The sequence below is a fragment of the Umbribacter vaginalis genome (assembly GCA_001552935.1).
Lineage (GTDB): Bacteria > Actinomycetota > Coriobacteriia > Coriobacteriales > Eggerthellaceae > Berryella > Berryella vaginalis.
In genome coordinates, this window is sequence record KQ959705.1 from 8,813 (window position 1) to 21,998 (window position 13,186).

The 13,186-nt window shown below is 48.7% G+C and carries 11 protein-coding genes; 3 read left to right on the top strand and 8 right to left on the bottom strand.

Annotation, left to right across the window (positions count from 1 at the left end; all coding sequences use genetic code 11):
• The 4 genes from HMPREF3190_RS04730 to HMPREF3190_RS04745 all read right to left on the bottom strand — a co-directional run.
• Window positions 1–299 (bottom strand): type II toxin-antitoxin system RelB/DinJ family antitoxin (locus HMPREF3190_RS04730; RefSeq protein WP_066781290.1); only part of this gene is annotated, 299 nt, incomplete at its 3' end.
• Window positions 300–535: 236 nt separating this feature from the next.
• Window positions 536–1,975, bottom strand: coding sequence for a ribosomal protection-like ABC-F family protein (gene abc-f / locus HMPREF3190_RS04735; protein ID WP_066780870.1), 1,440 nt, complete (start codon window positions 1,973–1,975; stop codon window positions 536–538).
• A gap of 487 nt (window positions 1,976–2,462) precedes the next feature.
• Window positions 2,463–2,957, bottom strand: a complete 495-nt coding sequence (locus HMPREF3190_RS04740; RefSeq protein WP_449676236.1) for a Csac_0668 family 2Fe-2S cluster-binding (seleno)protein — start codon at window positions 2,955–2,957, stop codon at window positions 2,463–2,465.
• 21 nt (window positions 2,958–2,978) lie between these two features.
• Entirely contained in the window at window positions 2,979–3,230 is a 252-nt protein-coding gene (locus tag HMPREF3190_RS04745) for a MerR family transcriptional regulator (RefSeq protein WP_066780872.1), read from the bottom strand.
• A gap of 266 nt (window positions 3,231–3,496) precedes the next feature.
• Between HMPREF3190_RS04745 and HMPREF3190_RS04750 the strand changes: the two genes are divergently transcribed.
• A complete protein-coding gene (locus tag HMPREF3190_RS04750) occupies window positions 3,497–3,739 on the top strand; it encodes a prevent-host-death protein (RefSeq protein ID WP_066780874.1) in 243 nt (80 codons plus the stop codon).
• Complete coding sequence (locus tag HMPREF3190_RS04755; protein ID WP_066780879.1) at window positions 3,736–4,113, top strand: type II toxin-antitoxin system death-on-curing family toxin; 378 nt, start codon at window positions 3,736–3,738, stop codon at window positions 4,111–4,113. The genes HMPREF3190_RS04750 and HMPREF3190_RS04755 overlap by 4 nt, the downstream gene beginning before the upstream one ends.
• A 297-nt stretch (window positions 4,114–4,410) precedes the next feature.
• Here the strand turns inward: HMPREF3190_RS04755 and HMPREF3190_RS04760 are convergent, their stop codons facing one another.
• Window positions 4,411–6,309, bottom strand: coding sequence for a class I SAM-dependent RNA methyltransferase (locus HMPREF3190_RS04760; protein WP_066780881.1), 1,899 nt, complete (start codon window positions 6,307–6,309; stop codon window positions 4,411–4,413).
• Window positions 6,310–6,532: 223 nt separating this feature from the next.
• Here HMPREF3190_RS04760 and HMPREF3190_RS04770 point away from each other — a divergent pair, with 223 nt between their 5' ends.
• Window positions 6,533–8,017 carry an aldehyde dehydrogenase family protein gene (locus HMPREF3190_RS04770; protein ID WP_066780883.1) on the top strand — a complete coding sequence of 495 codons (1,485 nt, stop codon included), beginning with the start codon at window positions 6,533–6,535 and terminating at the stop codon, window positions 8,015–8,017.
• A 500-nt stretch (window positions 8,018–8,517) separates the two neighbouring features.
• On the opposite strand, the gene HMPREF3190_RS04775 is transcribed toward HMPREF3190_RS04770, so the two are convergent.
• From HMPREF3190_RS04775 to HMPREF3190_RS04785, 3 genes are all read right to left on the bottom strand, one after another.
• Window positions 8,518–9,627: a TetR/AcrR family transcriptional regulator gene (locus HMPREF3190_RS04775; protein WP_449676240.1), complete on the bottom strand. Its 1,110-nt coding sequence runs from the start codon at window positions 9,625–9,627 to the stop codon at window positions 8,518–8,520.
• 181 nt (window positions 9,628–9,808) lie between these two features.
• Complete coding sequence (locus tag HMPREF3190_RS04780; RefSeq protein ID WP_066780892.1) at window positions 9,809–11,884, bottom strand: YhgE/Pip domain-containing protein; 2,076 nt, start codon at window positions 11,882–11,884, stop codon at window positions 9,809–9,811.
• Window positions 11,874–13,019, bottom strand: coding sequence for an ATP-binding cassette domain-containing protein (locus HMPREF3190_RS04785; protein ID WP_066780893.1), 1,146 nt, complete (start codon window positions 13,017–13,019; stop codon window positions 11,874–11,876). The genes HMPREF3190_RS04780 and HMPREF3190_RS04785 overlap by 11 nt, the downstream gene beginning before the upstream one ends.
• Between the last annotated feature and the right edge of the window lie 167 nt (window positions 13,020–13,186).

Sequence of the window (13,186 nt, forward strand, 5' to 3'; positions counted from 1 at the left end):
AGACCCTGTTCAAGCTCTTCAAAAACATCATCTATAGGATAACTATCACCTTGAACTGCCTGATCATAGCCTTTAGCCATCAGCGCATTAAACGTTTTCTCATCCATATCATCTTGTGCCGGAAGCGACTTTGGAATAGTAAGCGAAAACGGAATACCCTTATTAAGAATGATTTGACGGTAAAACATGTCAATAGCTGTAGCTCTAGGAACTCCAATCGTTGCTAAAATCTGCTCAGCCTGCTGCTTAATATTTTCTTGTATTCTCACATTCACATTCGCTGTTTTAGTAACTGCCATATCAATCAACCTCCATGCGCATATCATAATTTATTGTGTCGCATATTGCAACACAATTGCACGAATGGGATTTTTCGACTGTCACACACGCTTTTCGTGTTCGCATTCCTGCATCTTATGGTACGGTCAAGTGCCATGATAGTGGGGAAGACCCGCCTATTTTTTTTGAGTTTGAACATAAAAATAGCAGATAAAGGGAAGGAAATGAATTTACACCAAAGTTAAGACTTGACCGTCTAAACCTCATTTTCCTCATTATATTGCTGCAAATTACTTTCAAAACTAGTAATCTTTTCATTCTCGATAAGTAACAAAGAATCCGCTACATTATTGATAAAGGACACATCATGCGTCACGAAAAGCAAGGGTCTGTCGTAGCCTTGAAGCAGCTCTTCTAAGGCTTCTATGGCACGAATATCTAAAAAGTTAGTTGGCTCATCCATCACCAAATAATTAAAGTTACCTGTTAGAAGCTTCGCCAATTTCACCTTGGCTTTTTCACCATCACTAAGCACATTTACTTGCTTGAACACATCATTTGTTTTGAAACCTAGACGAGCCAAGATGATTCTCGTTATTGACTGGTCATAGATTGAATAAGGTAATACGTTGTCTAGAATCGTTTTTGTATAGTCGAGTGTTTCTCCTAGCTGACTATAGTAACCAATTCGTAAATTCGGATGTGTCCACGTTTCACCGTTAAGAATCATGTTGAGCAAAGTGGTTTTCCCTGAACCGTTGTCACCTAATAAGGCAACTTTATTTGTATTGTCTATCGTAAAATTGACATTTTTAAAAATCACCTTGCTATCAAAGCTCTTATTGAGATTTTCTGCCCTGATGAGTACCTTGGAATGAATTTTTTCTCGCTCGTCCATATTGAGCTTGATGGCTGCATTTTGATATGGCTTACTCTTCACCTCTAGTTGATTTACTCTTTCTAAAGTGGCTTTTACCTGCTTGTCGAGCTTCTTCTTATTTTGTTGCCCACCCATTTTATGCAACCTAGCTTCTGAGTTACCCATCCTTTTGGGTGTGGTTTTTACTTTTGCTGACTGATATTTTATTGCATTTGCAACCTGTAAAAGACGCTTCTTTTCTTTTACATAACTCTCATATTCCCTCTCAGCACACTTATACCTCTTTTCTCTTTCGCATAGGTAAAACGAATAATCACCGCTATAAACCTCAATTTTCCCATTGACCAATTCGAAAATTTTCGTACAGGTTTGATTAATAAAATCTCGATCATGGGAAACAAGAATAAAACCCTTATTGCGAGAATAGAGCCGTTTAGTTAATAGCTTTCTTTGTTTAATGTCTAAATGTGATGTAGGCTCGTCAATAAGCAAAAATGCTTTATTATCAACTAAAAGGTGCTCCAGTTTCAATTTTTGCTGCTCGCCTGGACTACTACAATGCTGCTGAAAACGACGCTGATATATAAAACCGAGTTCATCTTCTAAATTGTTGAGCAAATAACTAATCTCGTTGTTCGTTTGAACTCGCCCCGCGTAGTCAGTATCAAGACTTGAAAGTATGCGTAAAAAGGTGGTTTTGCCTGTGCCGTTATCACCAATTAAACCAACCTTGTCACAAGCACCAATAGATAGATGATCAATCGCGAATAAAGTTCTTGCACCTACAACTTTTGTTAAATCATCAATACGTATCATAAATTCTCCTTGAAAATACCGAGAGGATTTAACCTCTCTACATTAGTTAGAACAGGATTTATTAATTACCATCTTTTGATACCTCCGAAAATAATTGTCACTATCATACCATGTCTTCATATATAACTTAGTACCTCAAGCAACTTAACTATCTTCTTACTTATTTAACAAAGCTGGGTGCAAAGTGTGTGCACCTTTTAACGTTAACATCCTGTGCACTCGACCCTAGAGCGTCGATATCTTCCCTCATACAGAAAAATCGCGCTCAAAAACCGCAAGAATCCAGCCTAAAGCCGCCGCACGCTAAACCTTTTAACGATAGCCTTCGCAAACCCCTGCTACACAAAGCCTTCAATACACCCACCTATTAAGCCCGTGACATCAATACAACACTCTCAACCCCTATGGTTATGGGGAACATATCCACGCTCGTAGATGGAAACATATCAAAGATTGGCTCTCGTTTGTAGGAACATATCGACTGTAACTATTTCATTTTCAAGCCTTTATCGATAGCTTCCTGAATAATCTTATGACAACAAACTCCCAACGGATTGTTTTCTTTACAATTAGAATTTTTCATTGCCCCAGTGATGGCATTTACTTCTTTTACGGATTTCGCGCCATGCTTTACAACTGCTTCAATTACCTGATTTTCTGTGACTTCGCTACAATAACAAGCATACTTAGGATCTGCATCTTTCTTAAACCAGATAGGAACTCTAACTTGGTCTTTCAAGAATTTTATTTCATTATCTAAGTTATAGTAAACAACGTCGCAGTCCTCGTTCATGCAAATCTTATATTGATCTCCGTTAACAGCATTACGATAATCATCCACCACTAGATGTTCAACAGTTACTTTACTAACGGAAATCCCTTCATTATTACATACAGGACAATTGTCTTTAATTTGATCCGACTTTTCTGTTTTGCATCCACAACAACATTCATTATTAATCTTCATATTCTTAGCTTCCATATTTTCATTATAATTTCTTTTTTAAACTTTGTCCTTTAGCTTCAAATTCCTTGAATAATGCTTACTGGTTATTATTTCTTTAATTTCTTTGAGCGGGAATTCCAGAGCTTTAAACAGCAAAATGGATTGTAGTACCTTTAGATCCTCATCACCATACAACCTATATCCTGACTCCGAATAAGCGGACGGTTTTAACAAACCGATTTTGTCGTAATACTGAAGAGTACGAATACTAATTCCTGCTATCTTGCTGACTTCATTCACTGTTTTCACTATCTCACCTCCTTCCTTATCACCAGAATAAAGTATTACGCAACGTCATAGTCAAGTATTTTTTGCAAGCATTTTTTGCTAGCGTTGCCGTCTAATGCTCAACCTAAGACTGTTGTATTTATACAGCCTCAATCGGCAAACCATGAGTTTCTATTGACACCTGTCACATCTTTTCTGAGTTAATAGTTATGACGTAGATTTGAAATACTTAGGATTGATTAATCCTAAAATATAGGGTATAATCTTCTTAAAAGGAGGCTATCGTTATGAATGTAAATACAGATACGCTGATTTCAATTTCTGAAGCCAATCAAAACTTCTCAAAGGTTGCTCGTCTTGTCGATAAATACGGCTCAGCTGTAATACTAAAAAACAACTCTCCGCGCTATGTGATTTTAGAGTTCCCTAAAGCCGAAGAGGTTTCTGCTCCAGCTGATAATGAGGTCATGGCTTTATCCGACATGTTCATCAAAAAGAACAAAAAAGTCTATGAAGAATTAGCTAAATGAAGTATTTAACTCAAGATCAAGTAGTTAGACTTCATCAAGCTCTGATTGAAACAAGTGGTGGCTCGTTAGGTATTCGTGATGAGGGAATGCTCAACTCTGCGATAAAAACTCCACTACAAACTTTTGATAAAAGCGAACTTTTTCCTTCACTACTGGATAAAGCTACACGGCTAGCCTTTGGTTTGATCAAAAACCACCCTTTTATTGATGGCAATAAGCGTATTGGCACCCACGCCATGCTAATCTTTCTGGCTCTAAATGGCATCACGCTTTCTTACAATGATGAAGATTTGATCGATATCATCCTCAAAGTCGCATCTAATCAAGCCAATGAAAGCGATCTTTATCAGTGGATAGAAAACCACCAAGAATAATGCCCCCTCATTCGAGAGCATTTTTTACAACTTGTCAAAGTCTGCCTGACCTGCAAAGCCTATCTTTTGTTTTACCTTCCGAGCTGTATTTTCCCACTTCACCACCCTGGGTGCAAGGTGGGTGCACTTTTTAACGTTAACATCCTGTGCGCTCAACCCTAAAGCGTAGACATGTTCCCTCAAACAGCCAAACTGCGCTCAAAAACCGCAAGAACCCAGCTTAAAGCTGCTTCGCATTAAACCTTTTAACGATAGCCCTCGCTAAACCCTGCTACATAAGGGCAAACTTGCACCCACCTAATCAGCCCTTGACATCAACACAACACTCTCGACGTGAGGAGTGTGGGGAAACATGTCAACTGGTGTTATGTCGGTGGCAGTGTAGCCAAACTCCTGAAACTGCAGGATATCGCGCACCATCGTTTTTGGGTTGCATGAGATGTACACAATCAGGCGTGGCTGCAAATGCGCTGCTCCCTCGATGAATTCAGGAGTTGAGCCACTGCGCGGAGGATCCATAATAATGCAGTCGAAGGGACGTGTGGCGTTCGTGTCGTTTTTGGTGGTGAACTGGGAAAATGCGTAATGCTTGCGGGTGCTGCTGCTGGAGGTGTGATCATCAGTACTTCCAGCAGGACACGCTTCTGCACCATCAACAATATCCCGAACAGGCACATCTGCACCATCAACAACATCCCGAACAGGCACATCTTCGATAGGAGCCACAAATTCCTGCGTACTCGCTAGCATGTCCGCGTGCAGTTCGTGCATGAACTGTGTGGCATCGGCGCAGATAAACGAGCAGCGTTTCTTCACGTGATTGGCTTGCGCGTTTTTGCGAGCGCACTCAATTGACTGTTCCACCTGGTCAACGCCAAGAACGTGCGCGTGGGGAAGGTGTTTTGCAACGCACACGGAAATGGTGCCACATCCGCAGTAGGCGTCAAGGACGGAGATGCTGTTCGCGGAGCGCGTTTCGGAATTGAACGTGACGGAAGGCTGCATGTTAAGGGTTCGCATCTCGGGTTGCGGTGTGTCGAGAGTTTGCATCTCGGTTTGCTGCGCGTTGAACTGGGGCGCTGCGGGTTTCTGCACATCGAGTTTCGGCGCTGCGGGTTTCTGCACATCGAGCTTCTGTAGAGCACGTATTGCGCACAAATACAGGCGCTCTGTTTGCGCTGGGTTCGTTTGGAAAAACGTGGTTGCACCAATCGAAAATTGCGCTCCCAGCAGCGTGTCTTTCACGAACCCCGACCCGAACAGCACGCGGTTCGTGCTTGAGAGCACCGCGTTTGTGCGGCGTGTGTTGATGTTTTGCACAATGCTGCAAATGGCGGGGAAGCGCTTCAAAATCCTGCTGATAAGCGCTTTTCGTTGCGGAATGTGCGCGCCATTGGTTACCAGCACACACAAAATGCTGCCGTCATGCTTGCTGATGCGCAACAGCGCGTGGCGAAGCAGGCCGGTATGCTTGTCTTCGTCATAGGCGGAAATTCCCAGTTCAGAAGCTGTTTTTGCGAGGTAATTCAGAAGTTGGCGCCCCACATGCGGCTCGGATGGGCAGTTAAAACACGGAACAATGGTGTGCGTGCCTGGCATATAAAAACCGCAGGCTATGTGGGCACATTCACGGCGCGTTGGCTTGCGCTGCGCTGCCGTTTGCGCTGCATTGCGCCTTGGCTGCGTGCGTTGCGTTTTCGCTGGTAAAGGTGCAAAAGGCGTCACAATTTTATGGCGAAACGCGCGCGGATTGTCGCTATCCATGGGAACAATCGCATGCAGTGTCGGCGCCGGAAATGGCGTATCGTTTAACGGTTCAAGCAGCTGTTTTAGAGCATTTTGTTTGCGCTCGAGCTGCTGATCATAGGGAACATCTATCCACTCGCATCCGCAATACAGCTTTGCACTGCGGTTATAGGAACTGCTGTTGGCTTGCTGTTGCGTTAATGGTGAACGCAGCGCAGTGATACGGTTATGGGAGTGGAGTTCGGAATTGCGCTGTGTAGATGTGGAACGCGGTTTTGCACTGCGCTTGTGAGAACAACCGTTAGACGCTTGCTGGTTTGGATTGGCGTTTGACGTTACGCCGCGTTTATGGTCGCTTGCGGGCGCTTTCTGCACTGGCTCGTAATATGCCTTTAAACTGCGGTTATTGTGGCGTTTTGTGGACGTGTGGCGCTTTGTGGTGGTGCTCATCATTTCCCAATCTGGTACCTAAAAATAAAACAATTCTGGAACTTTATTCCATATCAGATGTGCGATACGGTGTAAACGTAATGAAGAAGCCGAGCGCTTTACCTGCAAGAAACATTGCAAGCCACGCGGCCTTTTGAGGCATCGCACCGAGGCACTTCGCAAGCTTGCAACCGCGCACCGAGGCACACCGCTTCACACGTACCTTAATTGTAAGGAGTTTATCATGAATGCACAACTGAAAGATACATATAACCTGTTTATCGGCGGAAAATTTGTTCCTGCGTCCGACGGCGCAACCTTTGAAACCACAAACCCCGCCACCGGCGAGCACCTGGCTTACGTTGCCGAAGCCACCAAAGAAGACGTCGACAGCGCCGTGAAAGCTGCGTGGCGTGCGTTCCCCGCGTGGAAAAACACCTCCGTTGCACAGCGCAGCGCCATCCTGAACAAAATTGCCGACGTCATCGACGCTAACAAGGAGCGCCTTGCTACCATCGAAACGCTCGACAACGGCAAGCCCATTCGCGAAACCATGAACATCGACATTCCGCTTTCGGCCGAGCATTTTCGCTTGTTCGCCAGTGCCGTTCAAACGCAGCAAGGCTCAAATAGGCTGCTCGACGGCAATTTACTGAGCATCGTCATGCGCGAACCAATCGGCGTTGTCGGCCAAATTGTGCCGTGGAACTTCCCGTTTTTGATGGCCGCGTGGAAACTGGCGCCCGTGCTGGCGGCAGGCGACTGCACCGTGTTCAAAACCTCGTCGAGCACGCCGCTGAGCGTAATTGTGCTGATGGAGCTTATCCAAGACATTGTTCCTGCCGGTGTTATCAACATCATTTCGGGGAAGGGTTCGGGCAGCGGTCAGTTCCTGCTTGACCACCCTGGCCTGCGAAAACTTGCGTTCACGGGTTCAACCAGCGTTGGCTACAACGTAGCGCGCGCGGCAGCCGACAAGCTTATTCCGGCAACGCTTGAGCTGGGCGGCAAGAGCGCGAACATCTTCTTCGACGATTGCAATATGGACCAGGCCATCGACGGCTTAATGCTGGGAATTTTGTTCAACCAAGGGCAAGTGTGTTGCGCTGGCTCGCGTGTGTTTGTGCAGGAAGGCATCTACGACGAGTTCGTGAAACGCGCAACGGAGCAGTTCAACCGCGTAATTCAGGGCAATCCGCTTGATCCGAAAACGCAAATCGGCGCGCAAATTAATGAAGCGCAAATGAAGAAAATTGCGTCGTACATGGACATCGCACGCGAAGAGGGGGCTACGATTGCCGCAGGTGGCGAGCGTAATACCGAGGGCGATTTAGCGAAGGGCTGCTTCTTCAAGCCAACGCTGCTTACCAATGTAACGAACGATATGCGCGTTGCGCGTGAGGAGATTTTTGGCCCCGTAGCTGCGATTATGAAGTTCAAGACCGAGGACGAAGTGGTGAAGCTTGCCAACGATTCCGACTACGGCTTGGGCGGTGCGGTTTGGACGCGCGATATTACGCGCGCGCTGCGTGTGTCGCGTGCCATTGAAACCGGCCGCATGTGGATAAACACCTACAACCAAGTGCCTGGTGGGGCGCCGTTTGGTGGCGTGAAGAAGTCGGGCATCGGCCGTGAAACCGACCTGTCGATTTTGGAAGCATATACGCAGGTGAAGAACATCATCATCAACCTGAGCGATGCGCCCAGCGGGTTTTATCCCGAGCACTAGAACGCCCCACCTGCGCCAATCGCGCAAACCGCCTGCGTAAGTGCGCAAACCGCGCACAACGTGCAAAACGCGCACAACACGCAGGAAGTCGGGGAGCGCCATGTGCCGCTGATGTGGGTATCTTGTGTAGGTGTGGGTATGCTATACCAGCACATGCATGATGAGGGGAAGCGGCACGTGGCATTCATAATCAGAGAGAGGCGAAGCGCAGCATGCACGAATCCGCAACACTATGCGGTGTGTGTGCTGCATCTTTTGTTGAGCAGCGTATGATCACGAGAACAGATTTTACCTGGGCAGACGGCTTCTTTCTAAAATTTTTCTTGGAACGTTTGCTCGAAATTACCTGATGGGTCGCTCGTCGTTTGGCGGGGCGCTTGTGGTTTGGTTTTTAACGGGTAGATTCAGCGGGTAGAGTAGTTCTCAAAAGCGTGCTGTTCTCGATAATTAGAACCGCACATGCTGATGTTACATGCTGGCATATGTTCACTACATAGTGCTTATGAGCACAACGCCGCATGTGAGAAGTCGAAAACGCGCTGCTGAAATTGTTCTTTGGTAAGAAGCTCGTGAGTATGCGGTGCTGTTGCGTACAACGTATTAGTAATCACCATGCCAATAATGCTGATGGCCGCAAATGTTGCATCAATTTCTTTGCGATAGATGCCTTCGCGCTGGCCCAGGCGAATTTCATGCGCGATGAACTCGATTACTTCCTGTTCACGCGCTTGCATTTTCGCTGACCACGCGCGTTCTTCGCGCCACAGTTCGCGCATCAGGAAGTGCGTGAACGGTGGATTGCTGAACGCGAAATCGGAAAACGCTGCAAGCATAGCGGTAAGAACCTGGCGCGCATCAGTTTCTTGATGCTTGCTTACTTCGTTATGCAAGGCTGTTTCATTGTGCGCTCTCGTTTCATGGTGAACGTTCACATCAGAGCCTTTGTTGGTATCGTGGTGCGCATCGACGCCTGTTTCATCACGTTGACCAGCTCCAACCGAGGCAACCGAGTTGCTTGCCTTGTTGCTACGTTCCCCAGTTTCAGCACGTTCCCCAGCATGTGCATGCTGCTTAGTTTCTGTACGATGACCAGCGTTTTCGTGCGTGCTGTCCGCTTCACTGTCGCGCTCTGCACCTGCAGTTTTGCACGCTTGCAGCAGCGCTACCAGCTGCGTTGTTTGTTCCTGCAAAATACACGCGCCAATTTCTTCCTTCGTTTTGAAGTAGTAGTACACGCTTCCTTTTGCAATTCCTGCTTGCTTGCAAATTTCGTCAACGGTGGTTGCGCTGTATCCTTTTTTGCTGATAATCGCTAGTGCTGCCGTAAGAAGTGCCGCCCGCGTGCGATCCGATTTCTTGGTTGGTTCTGGTTTGGCAGATTGCATCGCAGTATCTACACCGTTACCTGCGGATTTGTCGCGTTCAACGCCTCTACCTACTGCTTTGCCACGTTCCACGCGTTTACCGGCGACGTTGTCACGTTCAATGCCTCTATGTGCGGCTTTGCCACGTTCCACGCGTCTATCTGCTGCTTTGCCACGTTCCACGTTTCCACCTTCTGCGTTGACACCTTCTGTTGCGTTCGTATCTTTATGTTTTGAAACGCTCACAGCACCGCTTCTTTCCAAAACATCACGCGCCGCATCAAAATCTCCCGCGCCGCGCAACCCGTTCCCGCACCACTTCTTCCCGAAGTTCTCACGCGCCGCTTTTCCCCGAAGCCATCACGTGCCACATCAAAATCTCTCGCGCGGCTTTTTCCCGACACCTCACGCGCCGCTTCCAAAACCCCTAGTCAAGCGTGAAAATCGGGTGCAAGTCGGTCATGCGAACCATCTGACGATGCCGCGCAAGAATGCTGCTAAGCGCAAGTGCCACTATGGCAAACACTACCAGCACCAGCGCCGAGAACGCCATCATGTTGCCATTGCTGCCCGACATCGCCTGGCGCAAGCCCATAACCGAGTACGTCATCGGCAGCGCAGGATGCATCGCTTGGAAAAACGGCGGCGTCATTTGAATGGGGAACGTGCCCGCCGCGCTGGTAATTTGCAGCATCAGCAGGATAATTGCAACCAATCTACCAGGCACTTTGAACGCCATAATGATAGTTTGCATAACAGCCATAAACACGCAGCCCGTCAAAATACCAAGGCCGTAGTACGCGCCCACGTTGTTTATTTGCAGGCGAATCACGAACTGTATAACGAGCATCAAAATAACTGCCTGAGCTGCGCCAACAACTGCCAGCGGCACGTAGCTGATAAGCGTGCTTTTAATGGGATTCATGCCGCACAGCAGCGCGCGCCTGTTCAGTACACGCATGATGAACGTGCTGATCAGCGAGCCAACCCACAGTCCAATCGAAATGAAGTAGGGCGCAAATCCGGAACCGTAATTGTTTACAGTCGTGAAGTTTTCTTCGTGAAGTGCCACCGGCGAGCTCATCATCGTGCTGTGCAGCTTCGGATTGTCAAGCTTTGCGGTGTCGTGCGCCTCATTCAAGCCGTCATGCAGTTTGTTCGCGCCGTCTGTCAAATCGGGCATGCGACCAGCCAATTTGCCCGTGCCGTCATGCAGTTTGCCTGCGCCGTCATGCAAGCTGGCAGCTCCATTCGCCGCCTTTGCGGCACCGTCGTGCAAGTTTTCCGCTCCGTGCGAAATGCACTCGTTTGCTTGCGAAAGCGCTGTTGCACCCTGCGCCAAACGGCTTGTGCCGCCGCTTATGCTTTGCGTGCCTTTGTGCAGGTCAGCTGCTGAATTTTCCAGCTTTTGCGCGCCCTGCGATAGCTGAGTTGCTCCCTGCGAAATGCTTGCAAGCTGACTATCAAGCACATCTTGCTGTGTTGAAAGCGACGACCCCACGCCTTGCAGCATCGTAAGAATGCTCTGTTTGCTTGCTTGCGGCTTCGACGCAGCGGCAAGCAGCTGCTCAAATTGCTTTTTCGTGGCAGCGTTGTTTGCCTGCACCGCCTGATGCAGCTTCTGCGTGCCCTGCGCAAGTTGCGTGGAATGCTGCGCCAACTGCGCGCTTCCTTGCGACAGAGCACTCGCCCCACGTTCCAGCGATTGCGCACCTTTGCTCAGTTCATCGCATTTCTTGGTGAACGTATCTGCGCCGCTTGCCGCCTGAGTTGCCCCGTCACGAAGCGTTCTGGTACCTTTATCAAGCGTTTGCAAGCCCTCGTGCAAGGTACCAGTCGAGCGCTCCAAGGTGCCCGTTGCGTCGTTAAGCGTGCGCGCACCATCGGCCGCCTTCGTGGCGCCATCGGCAAGATCCCCCGCGCCATCAGCCGCTTCACCCAATTTCTTGCGCGAATCTTCCATCTTCTTGAAGAACGCATCCCAGTACTCTTCCACAACCGCTTCGCTAATTTCGCTGCGCAGCGTTTTGAACCCGCTGGCACCCAGCTGCGACGCCAGCATATTGCTTGCCTGGTCGTACTTCACCAGCAGCTTCGCTTCTACCGGATTGGCCTGCTCAGCCGACGCAATGCACGCGCTAAAATTTTCGGGAATCGTTACGCTCATAAAGTAGCGCCCGTTCGCCAAACCATCGCGCGCCTCATCGCTCGACACAAAATTCCACTGGAACCCCTCTTGCTTGGCCGTTAAATCTTCCAGGCGCTTTTTGATGTCGTTCCCTAAATTGCGATGCTCATCTTGGATTATGGCACCGCGGTCGTCAATGACAACCGCCACCGGCACCGCGTCGAGCGTTTTGTACGGGTTCGTGAACGCCCACAAATACAGGGCGCCATACAGCAGCGGAATAAGAACAATCGCGCCCACCACAATTTTGCGCGCTTTGCCTTTCAGCGTGCAGCGCAGTTCGTGAAGCGCCAGCAAAAATGTATTAGCGTGCATTTTGAGCCTCCTTGCTAAGCGAACGAACCTTGGTTGTTTTGTTTGGCGCGGGAACGCGGTCATCCCTGTTTGGTGCCTGGTTGTGAGTCTTGTTCGATGCATTGCTCGACGCAGGAACGCGGTCATCCTTGCTCGGCGCCTTGTTCTGCGCGCATACGTGATTGTCCTTGCTGAGCTTCAAAACGCAATCGGCGTGCTGGTGAAGATCGTGTTGCAGCATTTCCACAATACATGCGCACGTGTGCGTGTTTACGTAAGCACGAATGTCGCGCAGCAGTTGCTCGGTTTGCGCGCCCGTGAGTTCGCTTTCAATATCGTCGATGAACAGCAGTAATGGCTTTTTCAGCAGCGCCAGCGCGATGCTTACGCGCAGTTGTTCGTCAATCGTAAGCGATCCGATTGCTTGTGACAGCGGTGCCGTTACGCCCCACGTTTCAAGCAGTCTACATGCGCTTTCAAAACTCGGAAGCTCGTTTTTGCTGCCCAGAAATTCGTGCGGCACTTGCATAGTTTCTGGTCGCTGCGCCAGCGCGCGCTCGTGACGCAGCCGCCGCCGATAGAGTTTTTGTGCAATGCCCAGCTCACAGTTAATTGCCTCTTTGATAGTTTGCGTGTGATAGAAATCGTTGAGTCCTCTGACCAGCGCAATTCCGGTGTAACAGCGCAGCATCGAGCGATAGTGCTGCACGGGAAGTTCCATGATGTGAATGCTGCCGTGCGTTGTTCGCATAACGCCTGCTAAAGAAAGCAGCAGCGCCGTTTTTCCTGTTCCGTGTTCGCCTGAGAGCGCAAGTATCTGATGAGGGGATACACGCAACGATACATCCCAAAATGCTTTACCAGAAATATGTTTGATACCCAGATGGTCGGCGCGCAGCAAATAGGGGAGTTGCGTGTTTACGTTTTGGGGAACGGAGTGCACGGATTTTGCGGCTGCTTGCGTGGTTTGCACGGTGCTCGCGGCTGCTTGCGTGGCTTGCGCGGAGCTTGCCGATTGCGTGGCGTGTGGCGCTTGTACTGGTTGCGCGCCTTGCGCAGTGTCGTTTGACCCTTGTCGCGTGCATGTGTGTGTTCCCTGGTGAAAGTCACGTTCGATTGTATCTTGAGATACGGACTGCGTTTGTTCGTTTGTCATGGATGACACTCTCCCTGCTATTCATACTAAACAATCTGCCCAGTTTATGAGTGAATTCCTGCTTACATACGCGTGTGCTGGTGTACAAGAGTCGTGTCGCCTACAGACAGTGCCGCTACCTATAAGGCGCGCTTCAGCGTTGCGTTTTAACCACTCGATGCTCTCAC

Bases quoted from the DNA above. Each gene is read 5' to 3' on its own strand.
- abc-f (WP_066780870.1), bottom strand. From the start codon at position 1,975: ATGATACGTATTGATGATTTAACAAAAGTTGTAGGTGCAAGAACTTTA.
- HMPREF3190_RS04740 (WP_449676236.1), bottom strand. From the start codon at position 2,957: ATGGAAGCTAAGAATATGAAGATTAATAATGAATGTTGTTGTGGATGC.
- HMPREF3190_RS04750 (WP_066780874.1), top strand. From the start codon at position 3,497: ATGAATGTAAATACAGATACGCTGATTTCAATTTCTGAAGCCAATCAA.
- HMPREF3190_RS04755 (WP_066780879.1), top strand. From the start codon at position 3,736: ATGAAGTATTTAACTCAAGATCAAGTAGTTAGACTTCATCAAGCTCTG.
- HMPREF3190_RS04760 (WP_066780881.1), bottom strand. From the start codon at position 6,309: ATGAGCACCACCACAAAGCGCCACACGTCCACAAAACGCCACAATAAC.
- HMPREF3190_RS04770 (WP_066780883.1), top strand. From the start codon at position 6,533: ATGAATGCACAACTGAAAGATACATATAACCTGTTTATCGGCGGAAAA.
- HMPREF3190_RS04780 (WP_066780892.1), bottom strand. From the start codon at position 11,884: ATGCACGCTAATACATTTTTGCTGGCGCTTCACGAACTGCGCTGCACG.
- HMPREF3190_RS04785 (WP_066780893.1), bottom strand. From the start codon at position 13,019: ATGACAAACGAACAAACGCAGTCCGTATCTCAAGATACAATCGAACGT.